The organism is Bradyrhizobium sp. JR3.5 (assembly GCF_054057015.1).
In genome coordinates this window covers 6,229,076-6,247,727 of record NZ_JBSRYV010000002.1, presented here as the reverse complement: position 1 = coordinate 6,247,727, position 18,652 = coordinate 6,229,076, and the positions used below count along the sequence as shown (strand labels likewise).

Genomic DNA, 18,652 nt, shown 5'->3' with positions numbered 1-18,652 from the left:
TGGCATCGCTGACCGTTCCCGACAGGGCCAGCGTATTGTCCTTCGTGAGGCCGCCGCTGCTGATGGTGGTGGTCGAGCCGGTGTTGGTGCCAAGGGTCGAGCTCATGGTCTCGGTCGGCGCCGTGGTGTCCACCGTAGCGGTCACTGCCGGGGAGGTCGTCGTGACGTTGCCGGCGTTGTCCGCGGCCACCGCAGTGAAGCTGTGGCTGCCGTCAGAGAGCGCTGCCGTGGTGAAGCTCCAGTTGCCACTGCTCACCGTCGCGGCGCCCAGATCCGTCGCACCGTCAAAGATGTGAACTGAGGCAACCCCATTGGCATCGCTGACCGTTCCCGACAGGGCCAGCGTATTGTCCTTCGTGAGGCCGCCGCTGCTGATGGTGGTGGTCGAGCCGGTGTTGGTACCAAGGGTCGAGCTCATGGTCTCGGTCGGCGCCGTGGTGTCCACCGTAGCGGTCACTGCCGGGGAGGTCGTCGTGACGTTGCCGGCGTTGTCCGCGGCCACCGCAGTGAAGCTGTGGCTGCCGTCAGAGAGCGCTGCCGTGGTGAAGCTCCAGTTGCCACTGCTCACCGTCGCGGCGCCCAGATCCGTCGCACCGTCAAAGATGTGAACTGAGGCAACCCCATTGGCATCGCTGACCGTTCCCGACAGGGCCAGCGTATTGTCCTTCGTGAGGCCGCCGCTGCTGATGGTGGTGGTCGAGCCGGTGTTGGTACCAAGGGTCGAGCTCATGGTCTCGGTCGGCGCCGTGGTGTCGACCTGGACCAGCGTGGTGTTGCCGGCACTGGTGGTGTTGCCGGCCTCATCCGTCGCCGTCACCGACCAGGTGTTGTGGCTGCCCTGGCCGACCGCGGTGGTCAGACTCCAGGTGCCGTTGGAAACCGTGGCAAGGCCGAGCGAGGTGCCGTTGTCGAACACCTCGACGGTCTGGACGTGCACGGCCGGCCTCATCCGTCGCCGTCGCCGACCAGGTGTTGTGGCTGCCCTGGCCGACCGCGGTGGTCAGACTCCAGGTGCCGTTGGAAACCGTGGCAAGGCCGAGCGAGGTGCCGTTGTCGAACACCTCGACGGTCTGGACGTGCACGTCATCGCCAACCGAGCCGGACAGCGTCACGCTGTCGGTCTTGGTGATGTGGTCGCCCTGAACCCCGGTGTCGCTGAACGACACGGTGTCGAAGCTCACGGTCGGCGCCGTGGTGTCGACCTGGACCAGCGTGGTGTTGCCGGCACTGGTGGTGTTGCCGGCCTCATCCGTCGCCGTCGCCGACCAGGTGTTGTGGCTGCCCTGGCCGACCGCGGTGGTCAGACTCCAGGTGCCGTTGGAAACCGTGGCAAGGCCGAGCGAGGTGCCGTTGTCGAACACCTCGACGGTCTGGACGTGCACGTCATCGCCAACCGAGCCGGACAGCGTCACGCTGTCGGTCTTGGTGATGTGGTCGCCCTGAACCCCGGTGTCGCTGAACGACACGGTGTCGAAGCTCACGGTCGGCGCCGTGGTGTCGACCTGGACCAGCGTGGTGTTGCCGGCACTGGTGGTGTTGCCGGCCTCATCCGTCGCCGTCGCCGACCAGGTGTTGTGGCTGCCCTGGCCGACCGCGGTGGTCAGACTCCAGGTGCCGTTGGAAACCGTGGCAAGGCCGAGCGAGGTGCCGTTGTCGAACACCTCGACGGTCTGGACGTGCACGTCATCGCCAACCGAGCCGGACAGCGTCACGCTGTCGGTCTTGGTGATGTGGTCGCCCTGAACCCCGGTGTCGCTGAACGACACGGTGTCGAAGCTCACGGTCGGCGCCGTGGTGTCGACCTGGACCAGCGTGGTGTTGCCGGCACTGGTGGTGTTGCCGGCCTCATCCGTCGCCGTCGCCGACCAGGTGTTGTGGCTGCCCTGGCCGACCGCGGTGGTCAGACTCCAGGTGCCGTTGGAAACCGTGGCAAGGCCGAGCGAGGTGCCGTTGTCGAACACCTCGACGGTCTGGACGTGCACGTCATCGCCAACCGAGCCGGACAGCGTCACGCTGTCGGTCTTGGTGATGTGGTCGCCCTGAACCCCGGTGTCGCTGAACGACACGGTGTCGAAGCTCACGGTCGGCGCCGTGGTGTCGACCTGGACCAGCGTGGTGTTGCCGGCACTGGTGGTGTTGCCGGCCTCATCCGTCGCCGTCGCCGACCAGGTGTTGTGGCTGCCCTGGCCGACCGCGGTGGTCAGACTCCAGGTGCCGTTGGAAACCGTGGCAAGGCCGAGCGAGGTGCCGTTGTCGAACACCTCGACGGTCTGGACGTGCACGTCATCGCCAACCGAGCCGGACAGCGTCACGCTGTCGGTCTTGGTGATGTGGTCGCCCTGAACCCCGGTGTCGCTGAACGACACGGTGTCGAAGCTCACGGTCGGCGCCGTGGTGTCGACCTGGACCAGCGTGGTGTTGCCGGCACTGGTGGTGTTGCCGGCCTCATCCGTCGCCGTCGCCGACCAGGTGTTGTGGCTGCCCTGGCCGACCGCGGTGGTCAGACTCCAGGTGCCGTTGGAAACCGTGGCAAGGCCGAGCGAGGTGCCGTTGTCGAACACCTCGACGGTCTGGACGTGCACGTCATCGCCAACCGAGCCGGACAGCGTCACGCTGTCGGTCTTGGTGATGTGGTCGCCCTGAACCCCGGTGTCGCTGAACGACACGGTGTCGAAGCTCACGGTCGGCGCCGTGGTGTCGACCTGGACCAGCGTGGTGTTGCCGGCACTGGTGGTGTTGCCGGCCTCATCCGTCGCCGTCGCCGACCAGGTGTTGTGGCTGCCCTGGCCGACCGCGGTGGTCAGACTCCAGGTGCCGTTGGAAACCGTGGCAAGGCCGAGCGAGGTGCCGTTGTCGAACACCTCGACGGTCTGGACGTGCACGTCATCGCCAACCGAGCCGGACAGCGTCACGCTGTCGGTCTTGGTGATGTGGTCGCCCTGAACCCCGGTGTCGCTGAACGACACGGTGTCGAAGCTCACGGTCGGCGCCGTGGTGTCGACCTGGACCAGCGTGGTGTTGCCGGCACTGGTGGTGTTGCCGGCCTCATCCGTCGCCGTCGCCGACCAGGTGTTGTGGCTGCCCTGGCCGACCGCGGTGGTCAGACTCCAGGTGCCGTTGGAAACCGTGGCAAGGCCGAGCGAGGTGCCGTTGTCGAACACCTCGACGGTCTGGACGTGCACGTCATCGCCAACCGAGCCGGACAGCGTCACGCTGTCGGTCTTGGTGATGTGGTCGCCCTGAACCCCGGTGTCGCTGAACGACACGGTGTCGAAGCTCACGGTCGGCGCCGTGGTGTCGACCTGGACCAGCGTGGTGTTGCCGGCACTGGTGGTGTTGCCGGCCTCATCCGTCGCCGTCGCCGACCAGGTGTTGTGGCTGCCCTGGCCGACCGCGGTGGTCAGACTCCAGGTGCCGTTGGAAACCGTGGCAAGGCCGAGCGAGGTGCCGTTGTCGAACACCTCGACGGTCTGGACGTGCACGTCATCGCCAACCGAGCCGGAACAGCGTCACGCTGTCGGTCTTGGTGATGTGGTCGCCCTGAACCCCGGTGTCGCTGAACGACACGGTGTCGAAGCTCACGGTCGGCGCCGTGGTGTCGACCTGGACCAGCGTGGTGTTGCCGGCACTGGTGGTGTTGCCGGCCTCATCCGTCGCCGTCGCCGACCAGGTGTTGTGGCTGCCCTGGCCGACCGCGGTGGTCAGACTCCAGGTGCCGTTGGAAACCGTGGCAAGGCCGAGCGAGGTGCCGTTGTCGAACACCTCGACGGTCTGGACGTGCACGTCATCGCCAACCGAGCCGGACAGCGTCACGCTGTCGGTCTTGGTGATGTGGTCGCCCTGAACCCCGGTGTCGCTGAACGACACGGTGTCGAAGCTCACGGTCGGCGCCGTGGTGTCGACCTGGACCAGCGTGGTGTTGCCGGCACTGGTGGTGTTGCCGGCCTCATCCGTCGCCGTCGCCGACCAGGTGTTGTGGCTGCCCTGGCCGACCGCGGTGGTCAGACTCCAGGTGCCGTTGGAAACCGTGGCAAGGCCGAGCGAGGTGCCGTTGTCGAACACCTCGACGGTCTGGACGTGCACGTCATCGCCAACCGAGCCGGACAGCGTCACGCTGTCGGTCTTGGTGATGTGGTCGCCCTGAACCCCGGTGTCGCTGAACGACACGGTGTCGAAGCTCACGGTCGGCGCCGTGGTGTCGACCTGGACCAGCGTGGTGTTGCCGGCACTGGTGGTGTTGCCGGCCTCATCCGTCGCCGTCGCCGACCAGGTGTTGTGGCTGCCCTGGCCGACCGCGGTGGTCAGACTCCAGGTGCCGTTGGAAACCGTGGCAAGGCCGAGCGAGGTGCCGTTGTCGAACACCTCGACGGTCTGGACGTGCACGTCATCGCCAACCGAGCCGGACAGCGTCACGCTGTCGGTCTTGGTGATGTGGTCGCCCTGAACCCCGGTGTCGCTGAACGACACGGTGTCGAAGCTCACGGTCGGCGCCGTGGTGTCGACCTGGACCAGCGTGGTGTTGCCGGCACTGGTGGTGTTGCCGGCCTCATCCGTCGCCGTCGCCGACCAGGTGTTGTGGCTGCCCTGGCCGACCGCGGTGGTCAGACTCCAGGTGCCGTTGGAAACCGTGGCAAGGCCGAGCGAGGTGCCGTTGTCGAACACCTCGACGGTCTGGACGTGCACGTCATCGCCAACCGAGCCGGACAGCGTCACGCTGTCGGTCTTGGTGATGTGGTCGCCCTGAACCCCGGTGTCGCTGAACGACACGGTGTCGAAGCTCACGGTCGGCGCCGTGGTGTCGACCTGGACCAGCGTGGTGTTGCCGGCACTGGTGGTGTTGCCGGCCTCATCCGTCGCCGTCGCCGACCAGGTGTTGTGGCTGCCCTGGCCGACCGCGGTGGTCAGACTCCAGGTGCCGTTGGAAACCGTGGCAAGGCCGAGCGAGGTGCCGTTGTCGAACACCTCGACGGTCTGGACGTGCACGTCATCGCCAACCGAGCCGGACAGCGTCACGCTGTCGGTCTTGGTGATGTGGTCGCCCTGAACCCCGGTGTCGCTGAACGACACGGTGTCGAAGCTCACGGTCGGCGCCGTGGTGTCGACCTGGACCAGCGTGGTGTTGCCGGCACTGGTGGTGTTGCCGGCCTCATCCGTCGCCGTCGCCGACCAGGTGTTGTGGCTGCCCTGGCCGACCGCGGTGGTCAGACTCCAGGTGCCGTTGGAAACCGTGGCAAGGCCGAGCGAGGTGCCGTTGTCGAACACCTCGACGGTCTGGACGTGCACGTCATCGCCAACCGAGCCGGACAGCGTCACGCTGTCGGTCTTGGTGATGTGGTCGCCCTGAACCCCGGTGTCGCTGAACGACACGGTGTCGAAGCTCACGGTCGGCGCCGTGGTGTCGACGGTCGCCGTGATCGCTCCCGTCGTCGTGCTGTTGCCGGCAGTGTCCACCGCCTTGGCCGAGAAGCTGTGCGCGCCGTCCGACAGCGCGGCGGTCGTGAGCGTCCAGGCGTTGCCCGTGATGGTGACAGCACCCAGGTCCGTGCTGCCGTCAAACACGTGCACCGAGGCCAGACCATTGGCGTCGCTCACCGTCCCGGACAGCGCCAGCGTGTTGTCCTTGGTCAGGCCGCCGCTGCTGATCGTCGTGGTCAGCCCGGTATTGGTCCCGATCGTCGAGCTGATCGTCTCGCTCGGCGCCGTAGTGTCGACCGTCGCTGTGATCGCTGCCGTCGTCGTGCTGTTGCCGGCGTTGTCCGCCGCCTTGGCCATGAAGCTGTGCGCGCCGTCCGACAGCGCCCCGGTCGTGAGCGTCCAGATGTTGCCGGTGATCGTGGCCGCGCCAAGATCCGTGTTGCCATCAAAAATATGCACAGAGCTGACACCATTGGTGTCGCTCACCGTGCCCGACAGCGCCAGTGTGTTGTCCTTGGTCAGCCCGCCGCTGCTGATCGTCGTGGTCAGCCCGGTATCGGTCCCGATCGTCGAGCTGATCGTCTCGCTGGGCGCCGTGGTGTCGACCGTCGCCGTGATTGCCGCCGTCGTCGTGCTGTTGCCGGCGTTGTCCACCACCTTGGCCGTGAAGCTGTGCGCTCCGTCCGACAGCGCGGCGGTCGTGAGCGTCCAGGTGTTGCCGGTGATCGTGGCCGCGCCAAGATCCGTGTTGCCTTCAAAAATATGCACAGAGCTGACACCATTGGAGTCGCTCACCGTGCCCGACAGCGCCAGTGTGTTGTCCTTGGTCAGCCCGCCGCTGCTGATCGTCGCTGTCAGCCCGGTATTGGTCCCGATCGTCGAGCTGATCGTCTCGCTCGGCGCCGTGGTGTCGACCGTCGCCGTGATCGCTGCCGTCGTCGTGCTGTTGCCGGCGTTGTCCACCGCCTTGGCCGTGAAGCTGTGCGCGCCGTCCGACAGCGCGGCGGTCGTGAGCGTCCAGGTGTTGCCGGTGATCGTGGCAGCACCAAGGTCCGTGCTGCCCTCAAACACGTGCACCGACGCCACACCATTGGCGTCGCTCACCGTGCCGGACAGCGCCAGTGTGTTGTCCTTGGTCAGCCCGCCGCTGCTGATCGTCGCTGTCAGCCCGGTATTGGTCCCGATTGTCGAGCTGATCGTCTCGCTCGGAGGCGTCTCATCGACGGTTACCAAATGGGAATCTGAAGCAGCCGTAGAGCTACCAACCTTTACCGTCGCAGCAAGCGTGTAGCCCCCGTCGGGCAGCAGGTTATGCGCGAGATCCGCGGCTGGAATGACGGCCGACCAGGTGCCGTTGGCCGCGACAGTGGCAGTATAGTTGTGGCCATTCAGCGTAACGATGAGCAGAGCGCTGGGCGTGAAGTGGGTCACTGTGCCCGTTACGGTGACCCCCGCATTTGCATCGGCGAGATTGATCAGCCACTGGTTTGATTGGCTGGGCTCGATCGGATTGATATGGACCGTGAACGTGCTGGGCGGGTCGACTGCGATAAAATCGCTGGGATTGAGCGCGGTAACGCCAGCGACGTCAAACTTCAGATCTGCAACACCGTCGCCATTCGTATCGGCATAGACATAGGACCCGCCGGATCCGTCGGGGGTGTACCAAACGCCGTAGCCGTTGGCGGATCCCATCGAGGTGGTGTTCGCCGACTGCGCGCCAAACCAGCGGAATTCCGCAAGCCCGGCCGCGAACGCGGTTACGCCTCCCGCGCTGGCGACCGACTGGTCACTGATCAGCTGGCTGAAATCGATCTTGTCTGAACCCACCTGGAAATTGGTGATCTGGTCCCAGGTCTGAGCAAGTTGTCCGCCTGAATTGAGCTGCCCCGCAGCCGGTGAGTCAGTGGCTCGGGCGAAGACGAAATAATCGGAGCCGAGGCCACCGGTGAGAACGTCGGCACCGGCGCCCCCTTGGATGATATTGTGAATGGCCGCGTTGCTGGCGATGCCCTGAATGTTGTCCTTGCCCGCGCCGCCATCGATGGAATCGGTGATCAGCTGGGTAGAGCCGCTAAACAGTGAAAGATTGTTGACCTTCGCGACGAAGTCGGAAATCGAGCCACTAATACCGCTCAGCAATGCTTGTTGGGCGCCCGTAACGACTTGCCCGGTGATCGGATCGAATTGACCCACGGGTTTTCCATACTGATCAGTCTGCTCCAGGAAAAATCCACTTCCCAATCCGCTCTGATAGTAGACAGACGACGAACTGTTATAGCCGATCGTATAGTACGAAGTGCCGACTTGGAATGTCAGCAGCAGTTGGCCGGCCTGAAACGCCTGTTGAATGGTGACGGTCTGGGTGGCGTTCGTGCCGGTCGTTAGGAAGGTCGAAATGTCGGCCCAGTAGATGTATTCGACGCCGTTGGTGTCGTTGGTTTTAATCGCATCGAGCACATTGAGGTTGTCGACCGTCGTGCCGGTGCCAGTATCCATGATGCCCTGGTAGCTGACCATGGCTTCGCTTGTGATGGGAGTGACAGCAGTGGTGTCGAGAGTCCAGGTTCCGCCGCGATCGGAGGATCCGACAAGACTGCTCGAGCCTCGCACGTCAGCTTGCGCGCAATCCGCGAGAGCCACGAGGAACGCCCGGCCCCGTTTGCCTCGGGCGGTTTGGCAAGACCACAGTCGAATTCCACCATCAGCAACGGCTGCTCCGATCAGGGAAAGCTCATCGATGTGATCGGGAAGAGTTTCAAGCGACAGCGCCCCGGAGCTGAAGGAGATTTCGCCGGCTTTTCCGTGCGCGATCACGTGGATCGCTTCCCATCCTGCCCTGCCCTTAAGCGCTCGCGCCATCTGGCGGAGTGCCGGTTCCTCATCGGAGAGCAGGACCGCTTCGACATCCGGCCGGATACCGGCAAGCAGCGTCTCGTGGTCATCAATGCCGCGGTCGATGAAGGCGATCTCGCGCTTGTCGCTTGCACTCATGAACGCCCTCCGCTGAAAATGATTGAGCTGGAACCGTCCGTTGGTGCGCGAAGCGTTCGGAGAGATTGAAGCAACGTCGGAACGAGCGGTCATACTGCTACTCCCAAAATCGACTAGTTCTGAAAATTCGGTTCGGTCTGGATGGACTGCTGCCAGCAACGACGGCGTTTCGAATGAATCGCGTTTGGCGATTGTCGATGCGTCGATCAGGGCGACGGGCTCCGTCGAGATTGTCTGATCGATTAGAGGTGGCAGATCCTTTGCGACGGCAAGTGAAGGCCCGACCGAACGATGGACTGACGGAATATGGCCTTCCGGAAAAAAATCAACGCGACTCACTACACGCTCCTCAAACTCTGCCGACACAGAGCGGGTGTGAGCGCACCCGAAAATCAATTCACAACAACACGCACACGATGCCCATCAGCAATATTCATGGGGCACGCGGCCAAAGCCACGCATGTGCTACAAACGCCTACCGTGAAAAGACTCCGACCGCCATTACCCTGCCAGCTTCGCGTGCGGCCTGTGCTCCGCACGCCTGCAAATCTTGTCTTCAATTCTTTTTGGCCTTGGGAAGACTTCGCTATTTTGTCCGCAAATCGCGTTCGCAAAAAATCCCTTAACCCAACTGGCTGCAATCTGGCGCAAATTTGTGCAACCGTCCAGAGCCGCGCGAAAACGCTCTATTAACGATTAACGTCGCTTCTCCAAGCGGTTCCTTCGCGCTCACGAATTGTCCGTGGTTCTACGGAATTTGCTCGGTCCAAGAACTTCGCATCCCAATTTGATCGCTATCGATCAGATTCTCGGCGGCAACCAAGGCCGAAGCGATCACTGCGCGTCGGCTCCACGATCAGGCCGGCAAAAACTGATGCGACAACCAGCCAAAGAATGCTGTCTCTCCCGCGCTGCCGATCATTGTCGACCCAGACCCATGGGCGAAACGCAGTAGCAGCCCAAGTTCGTCCGTCTCAAAAGCAGCTCGCAGAGTCCCCTCCGAGCCGGCCACACCCCTCCCCGTTGGATTGTCGCCACTGCGTGACCGCCAGCGGCGGCTTGTCCGCGTCGGCCGGGGTGGCCGGCAGCCGGCTGCGCTCTTCGTCGAGGAGCTGCGAATGCAACTTCTGGATCTGGACGTTTCGCTCGAGCAGGGACATGGCGCGCGCTTGAACCTGCTCTGCCAACGCCTTGCGCAGGGCATTCTCCCGATCGAGCAGCTCAGGAAACGGCAACAGCGGCCGGACGAGGTCGGTTGCCTTGATCACGCACGACGCCCGCGCCACCGCTTGCGCGATCTGATCCGGAAAGGCGCTCCGGCATCCCGCGAGCGCGCCGCTCAGGTTGACCGTTTCCGCCGCCGGTGCGGTTTCCGCCGCCGGTGCGGTTTCCGGTGCCGGTGCCGGTACCGGTGCCGTGGTCGTCTCCGTCGCCGGCTCTGTTGCGGTCTCCGTTGCCGGTCCCGCCTCCTTTTCGATGGCCTGGCGAGCGGCCCCGCAACAGGGCAGCAGGATACAGAGGGAGAGAACGACCAGGCATCTCGCGCGCCTTGGCCAATCCTCCCTGGCTCGCCGCTTGATCCGGCGCCCGATTGTTTGTGTCGCTCACGGCAAGCCCCATCGCGAGCCCCACCTGGCCCCTACTGATACGAACATCACATCGAGTCAGCAGGTCGATTGCGACGGTTCGTTATCGATGAAGGCGAGAGACTCGTTGAGACGGCGCAGAAGACGCACCGCCGCGCATCCCCGCCCGCCAGCACGAACAAACTGTCTGCGCAATGCGGGGACGCGACGCCGTCCTCGTCCCTCCGGCGAAACTAGTATGGCGAAAATCTGTATCAGCAAAAAAGTGGTATCTCGAAATATCGCGTCGGCACGAGGTGGCGCCGGTACACCCGATTGATTTTAGATGTAGTTTCGTTGGTGACGCAATAGTTGCCTCTCACGCAGCGGCGCGGCAGCTCGTCGGCACCGCAGGCCGCGCTGCACCATTGCCTTATCAATAGGCGCATGATCATCATGGCACCGGCCGGTGTCGAAAATTTCGCTTCATCACCGCCGAGTCCTTGCTCTAGGATCAGGCATTTCAATCAGAGCGCCCAGCATGCGCTCGCGATATTTCCAGAACCAAAACGTAGAGCGACTGATCCGGCGTCATGGGGCTCGAGATGACCGATCGCATTGCACTTTTCATCGATGGCGCGAATTTGCACACCACGGTCAAGAGCCTCGGCTTTGAGGTCGACTTCCGGCGATTACTCTTGGAGTTCGGCAAGCACGGGCAAATCGTCCGCGCCTATTTCTACACGGTCGTGAGGGACGACGACGAGTTCAGCAGCCTTCGTCCGCTGGTGGATTGGCTCGATTACAACGGATATGCAGTCAGGCGAAAGGCCGCCAAGCAGCACGACGACGGCGATGGACGGCGGCGAATGAAGCGCAGCATCGGCATCGAGCTCGCGGTCGATGCAATGGAAATCGCGCACCGCATCGACCACGTATTCTTGTTCTCTGGCGATGGCGACTTGCGAGCCGTTGTCGAAGCGGTCAGGCGGATGGGCGTGCGTGTCACCGTCGTTTCCAGCATTCGAACCAAGCCTCCGATGATCGCCGATGAGCTTCGCAGGCATGCCGATGCCTTCGTTGAACTCGAGAGCCTCAGGTCATCGATCGAGCGCCCCGCGCATCCGATAGCCCCGGAGTGACGTTGCGGGCGCCTTCCGAGATCGCCGGCGGAGATCGGCTGGAGACGCGCGCGCGGCCCGGCCGACCGCATCCGTACATCACCGAGTTGCGCGGGCCGCGCGCAGCCATCAGTATGAACCCAACCAACGCAACTGCAGAGGGAAAGCCAATGTGGAGGTCGGTCGGCTGCGTCTTGTTGTTGCTGGCGACGACAAGCGCAGCGATAGCTGAACCTTCAAGGTTCAGCTGTGACGCGCCACGCGGCAAACGGGTGGAGGTTGGCCCCTCAGGCAAGGGCAGCGACGTTCAGTGGATCGATGATGATCTGGATACGGTCCGGCCATCCGTCGTGATCGATGGCGAGACCTTCTCGGTCACCTGGGGAACGTCCGTCGCGACGGAAGGCAAGGCAGCCAAGCTCACCACCTATGTCTTTGCGGCCGCGCACCGTACGGCTGCATCGATTTTTGCAACCCGCGTGGACGAGTCCACGGCGGAGATCTTCCGTTTCTATTTTGGCAACAAGTCGCTCTACAAGCTCACGAGCCGCCTGGGGGGCCCCTCACCCGACGCCAAGGCCGCTCCGTTCGTTGCAACCTATCTGGCGACCTGTCGCGAGCAGTAGCGGGTGGCTGGCCGGCCGTTAAGACGAATTTAACTGACCTACTCTGTTCCGGTCGCCGGTGTTGCTGGTCGGCACCAAGTCGCATGCCTGGCCAGCAGCAATTAACCAATTGAATTTAAATAAAAATGTTCCGATCTGCGCTCACCAGCGCCCGCCGCGCCGTCTGCACTTAGAGCGGGTGTGTGGCTGAAATGTCATAGGTCGCGGAACCTTCCTTTGTTACGCTTTAGGGAGATTCTGCGTATTTTTTTTGTGAGTAACGCGATCAATTTTGATGAGTAGGGGCGGGAAATTATGAAATCGGCATACACGGTCATCGCGTGCCTTTGCCTGGCGGCAACGCCAGCATGTGCCGAGGTTTTTTCAATTAACGATGCATTGCGCCAGGCGATGCAGACCAACCCGGGCGTGGGCGAAGCTTCTGCAAATCGGCGGGCGACCGAAAGCGAGCTGAGGCAGACTCAGAGCACGCTGCTGCCGCAGGTCCGTATCGACGCCAGCTACGGACCGGAAAAGTTCGATCAATCGCCGGGCTTCATCAGCCCGTCCCTGCAGGCTCCGACTGTTGGTTCTGGACCGTGGCGGAATGGCAGCCAGGAATCAGTAGTGGTGCGCCAGCTGCTCTGGGACGGCTTCTCGTCGATCTACGACGTCTGGCGGCAGACCGCGCGGGTAAATGCTGCGGCCTCCCGCGTCAAGGAACGCACCGAGCTGCTGGCCCTCGACGCCGCTGAAGGCTACATGGACGTCGTCCGCTACATCCGGCTGGTGAGCCTTGCCCAGCAAAACGTCGCCAATCACGAGAAGATCTTCTCAAACGTGAACTCCCGCTTCTCCGGCGGCCGGGCCGGCGAAGGCGACCTTGAGCAGGCGCGAGAACGCGTCGAGGCCGCCCGCGCGGCGCTCGCCGAATTCCAGCGCAGCCTCGATGACGCCAGGGCGAAGTACCGCAAGACGGTTGGCCTTGAGCCGATCAATGTTCGCTTCCCCGCCCCTCTCGCGGGATTGCCGAACAGCCGCGACGAAGCGCTGGCGACCACCCTCCGGTTCAACTCGACGATTGCGGCGGCACAGTCTGACGCCGACGCCGCCAAACATGCGTTCAAGGCCACGGACGGAACGTTCGGCCCGAAGTTCTATCTCGAGGGACGGGCGACCCATTACGACAACTCATTCCCGTACGTGACGGCCCCGGGCAATCCCGCCGTTACGCATGAGGACTACAGCGGCAAGGTAGTGATGTCGTGGGACATCTTCCGCGGCGGCCAGGATGCCTGGAACAGGTCGGAGAAGGCCGAGCGCTATACCGAAGCCACCATGCGTCACGCCCGCCTCCAGCGCGACGCTTATGAATCGATCGACAAGGCGTGGAATGCCCGTACAATTACGGCCACGCGCATTGCCGCTCTGACGCGCCAGCTGGAAGCGGACAGGAAGACCATCGCAGCCTTCCAGAAAGAATACGAACTCGGTCAGCGCTCGCTGATCGATCTCCTGAATGCCCAGAATCAGTTCTTCAACGCGTCGGTCTCGCTCACCTCCGCCCGCAGCGTCGTCGTTTTCGCCGACTACCAGCTGCTGGCCGCGATGGGCACCTTGATCGAGTATCTGAAGGCTCCGCCGCCGGTCGACGCTGCGCCGACCGACATGCTTTCGATTGGCCTGCCGCGCTACTCGTTCCCCACTCTCCGCGTGAACCTGCCGCAAACCGGTCCCGAACCGCTGCATGTCGGCGTTCCGGCTCCCGCCGCCACGGTCCGCCCTGCCAAGGGCTATGCCGCAGCTTCGGCAGCCCAGCCGAAGGATACCGGCTTTGCCGACCGATTCTCCGGCGCGACCGCCACGACCGCGGCGGTGCCCGGCTCCGCGGAATGGATGCAGCAGCAAAAGAGCGCTGCGGACGGCCCGAATGTCATCTACGCGGATCCGTCGGTCACGGCCAATGCGAGCTCCTATGCGTCGACAAAGCCCCACTGGCTCCTGTCGGCCTTCCCGAGTTCCGCTCAATAGAAGCCGTCAGCCAACATCAGGGACTATCAAAAGGGCCCCGAACGGGGCCCTTTCGATTCCGTATTAATACTTAAAGCAAGTTTCGCTGATTTTGTTCGCCATTTGTTGTAGCCTGCACGAAATCATCGCATGCGATTTCTGCATTTCCATTTTGGTTGTCGAGGTTTCAGTTGTTGTTTCGAACCCCCAGCGCGGCGACTGGCGCCGGCCGCTCCCCGTCAGATGATGCAACGTCAAAGCCCGCCGCAACAAGCCTGCCGCGTGCGCTCGGCGATGATCCCCTCACCGCATCGCTGACCTATCTCGCCGCTCATCACGGCCGCGCCGTGAGCCGTGAAGCACTGCTCGGCGGACTTCCGATCACGGATGGACGCCTGTCCGTTTCGCTCTACGACCGCGCGGCACGACGCGCGGGCCTGGAGACCGAGGCCGTCAGGCGCGACATCGCAGATATTCCCGCGCTGGTGCTGCCGGCCGTCCTCATCATGAAGGACGGCTCCGCGCTCATCCTTCTCGGCGTGGACCCGGCGAACAAGGCCATCAAGTTCGTTGATCCGACGACCCCGAACGCCCCGCGCGTCGCTGAAGTTGCCTCGATCGGTGCGGACTACACCGGCTACGCGTTCCTGGTGAGAAGTGCCGCACAGGCCGATGCTCGTACCGTCGCGGCAGGAGACATTCCCAAGAACCACTGGTTCTGGTCGGTGGTGAAGACGCACTGGCGCAGCTACGGACACATCGCGATCGCCGCCTTTCTGACCAACATCCTGGCGCTGGCGACGCCGCTGTTCACGATGAGCGTCTATGACCGCGTCATCCCCAACGGCGCGATCCCCTCCTTGATCGCCCTCTCGATCGGCATGGGGCTCGGAATCGTCTTCGATTTCATTTTCCGCATGGTCCGCAGCCGCATGATCGACGTGACCGGCAAGACCATCGACGTTGTGCTGGCCGCCAACATTTTCGAGCATGTGATGGCAGTGAAGATGGCGCAACGGCCGACTTCCGTGGGCATCCTCGCCAATCAGCTCCGGGACTTCGACTCGGTGCGCGAGTTCTTCACGTCCGGAAGCGTTGTTTCGGCGACCGACCTGCTGTTTGCCATCCTGTTTGTCGGGGTGCTGTTCATCATCGCCGGACCGCTGGCCTGGATTCCGCTGATCATGCTCCCGCTCGTCATGCTGATCGGCTTCCTGCTGCAGCGCCCGCTCGATCGCGCCATGAAGCGCCTGCAGGCCGAATCCGCTGCCCGGCACGGCGTGCTGGTCGAATCCCTGTCCGCTCTCGAAACCGTCCGCGCGACCGGCGCCGAGGCCCGCATGCAGACCTTGTGGGAGCGTTCGGTCGCCGCGACCGCCCGATCCGGCGAGGATGTCCATTTCTGGTCGTCGATGTCGCTGACGAGCGCGAGCGCGGCCCAGCAGATCACGAGCCTGCTCCTCGTCATCGTCGGAATTTTCCTGATCCTCGACGGCAAGCTGAGCGTCGGCGCGCTGGTCGCCGCAAATATGCTCGCCGGCCGCGTGCTGGCGCCGATCGCCGGAATCGCATCTGTGATCACCAAGGGAACGCAAACACTAACGGCCCTCAAGGCCATCGACCGCATCATGTCGATCGAGCGGGAGCGGTCGCCGACCCGATCCTATGTCGCAAGACGGATTGACGACGGCAAGGTCGCCTTCGAGAACGTCTCGTTCGCCTACCCCAACGCGCCGGGCCATGCTCTCGAAAAGGTCAGCTTCAAGATCGAGGGTGGAGAAAAGGTCGGCATCATCGGCCGGGTTGGTTCGGGCAAGACCACGGTCGGCAGGTTGCTGCTCGGATTTTACGAGCCGAAGGAAGGTCGCATCCTGGTCGACGGCGTCGACTCGCGCCAATACGATCCGTCGGACCTGCGCGCCGGCATCGGCTTTGCGATGCAGGATACCGATCTGTTCTTCGGCAAGCTGCGCGACAACATCGCGCTCGGCAAACCCGAAGCGACCGACGAGGAAGTCCTGCTTGCCGCGCGGCTCTCGGGCGTCGAGAGCTTCATCGCCGGTCACCCGATGGGCTATGATATGCTCATCTCGGAAGGCGGCCGCAGCCTGTCGGGCGGCCAGAAGCAGGCCATCGGACTTGCGCGCGTTTTGATCCGCAAGCCGCGCGTGCTGTTTCTTGATGAGCCGACCGCGCACTTCGATATTCGCAGTGAGCAAGAGTTCCTTGAACGCCTCAAGGGACTCCGTGACGAGCGCATGACCATCATCATTTCGACCCATCGTCTGTCATTGCTGAACATGGTCGATCGCCTGCTGCTGTTCGACAACGGCCGCCTGGTTGCCGACGGCCCGCGCGACAAGGTGCTTGCCCTTCTGCAGGGAAAGCCCGCATCAACGGCGCCGGCACCCGAGAATACGATCCAGCCGAAATCTGCATAACGAGCAAAATATATTATGGCATCTTCCGATTTTGCATTTGCAAATGATATCCGGTCCGCGGCGCTGCTGCGCACGCCACGCACCTCGCGCATGCTACTGTGGACGTCCTGCGCCCTGCTTGGGACGTTTCTGATCTGGGCTCACTTTGCAGTGCTGGATGAGGTCAAGCGCGGCAGCGGCCGCGTCGTGCCGTCGCGGCAGATGCAGGTGGTCCAGTCGCTCGAAGGCGGCATCGTCGGCGACATCCTGGTGCAGGAAGGCGACATCGTTCAGCAGGCCCAATCCCTGATGCGCATCGACGATACGAAATTCGCCTCCGAGTTCGGTGAAATCCGCGAGCGCCGAGCGGCGATGGCGGCGCGGGTGGCCCGCCTCGAGGCCGAGGCGCGGGGACGAAGCGAGATCGCCTTTCCCGATGAAATCGACAAGGTGGTTCCTGCCGCGGTTGCGACCGAGGCCAGCGTGTTCAAAATGCGGGGTCAGAAAGTCGCGCAGGACATCGACGTCCTCAATCAGCAGGTCACTCGCCTCAGCGGCTCCCTCAAGCTCCTGGAACGTGAGCAGACCCTGACGCGCAGGCTGTATGATCAGAAGGTTGTGCCAGAGATCGAGATGCTGCGGCTTGACCGGCAGGCAACCGAGATGAAGGGACAGCTCGCGGAGGCACAATCGAAGATCGCAAACATCACCGCGTCGTTCCGTTCGCAAGCCGACGAGGATCTGGCCAAATCGCGTGGCGACCTCGCCGTCCTCGACGAGAACATCAAATCCGCCCAAGACCGGGTGCGCCGCACCGACCTGAAGGCGCCTGTCCACGGCATCGTCAACAAGTTGAACGTCAGCACCATCGGGGCCGTCGTCGCACCCGGCGCCAACCTCATGGATATCGTGCCGCTGGACGACACGCTGCTGGTGGAAAGCCGGATTCGTCCGCAGGACATCGCCTTTATCCGCCCCAACCAGGATGCGGTGGTGAAGATCAGCGCGTACGATTCCTCGGTCTATGGATCGCTGAAGGGCAAGGTCGAACGCATCAGCGCCGATACGATAGTCGATGACAAGGAAAAGACCGAACGGCCGGAGACCTTCTATCGGGTCATGGTACGCACCGATAAGAACCATCTCGGCAGCGAGCAGCATCCGCTGCCGATCATTCCGGGAATGGTGACCACGGTTGAAGTCCTGACCGGCGAGAAGTCCGTGCTGGACTATATCGTCAAGCCCGCTCGGCTGCTGCGTGACGAGGCCCTGCGCGAACGCTGATCGGGGCCCTCCGGAGTGCGTGGTTAACCGATCATGATCTGCGGTCGTTCAATTTCGAACGAACCAGCAAACCCTGGGTTGACCGCCTTCCCGACAATCCAGGAGCAGCCCCTTCCACTTAACTCTGCTTAAGCGGCCAAGGCGCCAGTCTGCGTCCCGATAACAGCGGGGACGCAGGTCGACGCACAGACGTTGACGGTCCCCGACATTGGGGACGTCATTATGAAGTCGCTGAAGATTGCTTCGTCGGCGGTCATGGCCATGGCCGCATTTTCAATAAGCCTTGTAGCGCCGTCCGCGTTTGCAGCGGACGAGATTCCTCTCGGCAATCCCGCCGGCGAGCTCGCGCCGGCCTCGGATGCCTCATCGAACCGCCCGCCTGCCACCTTCTTCACCATCACCGACGTACTGGCTAAGCTCGACCGGCGGCGCGGCCGTGGTCCGAACGCCATTCGCACCGCCTCGCTCACGCCGCTGAATACGGCGACCGACGCGTTGACCGCGGCGAAGCCGCTTCCGCCCGTTGGCGCCGAGCCTTTCGGCCTGTTCATCTTCCGCGCACCGGAAAACGGCCTGTGGCGCAAATGGCGCGGCCTCGAAGCCGATCTTGCCAAGGAGCGGATCGTGCTCGACCAATGCCGGGAGAACGCCGCCGGTTGCCCGCCCAATGCCGCGCAATTCCTCCGCCTGATCAACGCGGTCAAGTCCAAATCCGGACGCGAGCGGCTGGATGAGGCCAACCGCGCCGTCAACCAGGCGATCCGCTATGTCAGCGACTTCGCCCAGCACGGCGAGGCCGACCGCTGGACCGCCCCGCTCGCCACCTTTGCCACCGGCAGGGGTGATTGCGAGGACTACGCGATCGCAAAATACATCGCGCTCAGCGAAGCCGGCTTCCCGCGTGAGGAGCTGCGCCTGGTGCTCGGCCGCGATCGCGCCATCCGCCAGGATCATGCCGTGCTGGCGGCGCGGCTGGACGGCCATTGGCTGATCCTGGACAGCCGCCGCTCTGAACTGATCGACGACGGCGAACTCGACAACTTCACGCCGATGTTTGCGATCAACGGCCGCGGCGTACAGCTGTTTGCGGCGCCCTACGCCAAGCGGCTTCCGTTTGGCGACGAACTCGACGCGGCGCCGGCGGCGGCCGATGCGGCAGACGCGGAGTGGATTGGCGCGGAGTCGGCAGATGCAGCCAGCCCTCTCGCGGGCTTCCTGCCACCGTTCATGTAGCCCGC

The 18,652-nt window shown here is 63.4% G+C and carries 9 protein-coding genes and 2 pseudogenes; 6 read left to right on the top strand and 5 right to left on the bottom strand.

Features of this window, described 5'->3' with window-relative positions:
• Positions 1–88 precede the first annotated feature (88 nt).
• From ACVWW1_RS46530 to ACVWW1_RS46510, 5 genes and pseudogenes are all read right to left on the bottom strand, one after another.
• Positions 89–916: pseudogene (locus ACVWW1_RS46530) on the bottom strand (Ig-like domain-containing protein); the annotation flags it as partial.
• Entirely contained in the window at positions 801–3,482 is a 2,682-nt protein-coding gene (locus ACVWW1_RS46525; RefSeq protein ID WP_456660522.1) for a beta strand repeat-containing protein, read from the bottom strand. The pseudogene ACVWW1_RS46530 and the gene ACVWW1_RS46525, both read right to left, overlap by 116 nt.
• Before the next feature lies 1 nt (position 3,483).
• Positions 3,484–7,935, bottom strand: coding sequence for a beta strand repeat-containing protein (locus tag ACVWW1_RS46520; RefSeq protein ID WP_456660829.1), 4,452 nt, complete (start codon positions 7,933–7,935; stop codon positions 3,484–3,486).
• A gap of 42 nt (positions 7,936–7,977) precedes the next feature.
• A pseudogene (locus ACVWW1_RS46515) lies at positions 7,978–8,409 on the bottom strand (DUF4347 domain-containing protein); the annotation flags it as partial.
• A gap of 974 nt (positions 8,410–9,383) precedes the next feature.
• Complete coding sequence (locus ACVWW1_RS46510) at positions 9,384–9,677, bottom strand: hypothetical protein (RefSeq protein ID WP_456660521.1); 294 nt, start codon at positions 9,675–9,677, stop codon at positions 9,384–9,386.
• A 902-nt stretch (positions 9,678–10,579) separates the two neighbouring features.
• Here ACVWW1_RS46510 and ACVWW1_RS46505 point away from each other — a divergent pair.
• The 6 genes from ACVWW1_RS46505 to ACVWW1_RS46480 all read left to right on the top strand — a co-directional run bounded on the left by ACVWW1_RS46505 (position 10,580) and on the right by ACVWW1_RS46480 (position 18,647).
• A complete protein-coding gene (locus tag ACVWW1_RS46505) occupies positions 10,580–11,116 on the top strand; it encodes a LabA-like NYN domain-containing protein (protein ID WP_456660520.1) in 537 nt (178 codons plus the stop codon).
• Positions 11,117–11,265: 149 nt separating this feature from the next.
• Positions 11,266–11,721, top strand: a complete 456-nt coding sequence (locus tag ACVWW1_RS46500; protein WP_456660519.1) for a hypothetical protein — start codon at positions 11,266–11,268, stop codon at positions 11,719–11,721.
• Positions 11,722–12,015: 294 nt separating this feature from the next.
• On the top strand, positions 12,016–13,731 hold the full coding sequence (locus ACVWW1_RS46495; protein ID WP_456660518.1) for a TolC family outer membrane protein: 1,716 nt from the start codon (positions 12,016–12,018) through the stop codon (positions 13,729–13,731).
• 254 nt (positions 13,732–13,985) lie between these two features.
• Positions 13,986–16,151: a type I secretion system permease/ATPase gene (locus ACVWW1_RS46490; RefSeq protein ID WP_456660828.1), complete on the top strand. Its 2,166-nt coding sequence runs from the start codon at positions 13,986–13,988 to the stop codon at positions 16,149–16,151.
• 15 nt (positions 16,152–16,166) lie between these two features.
• Entirely contained in the window at positions 16,167–17,414 is a 1,248-nt protein-coding gene (locus ACVWW1_RS46485) for an HlyD family type I secretion periplasmic adaptor subunit (protein WP_456660517.1), read from the top strand.
• A 222-nt stretch (positions 17,415–17,636) separates the two neighbouring features.
• Complete coding sequence (locus ACVWW1_RS46480) at positions 17,637–18,647, top strand: transglutaminase-like cysteine peptidase (RefSeq protein ID WP_456660516.1); 1,011 nt, start codon at positions 17,637–17,639, stop codon at positions 18,645–18,647.
• Positions 18,648–18,652 lie beyond the last annotated feature (5 nt).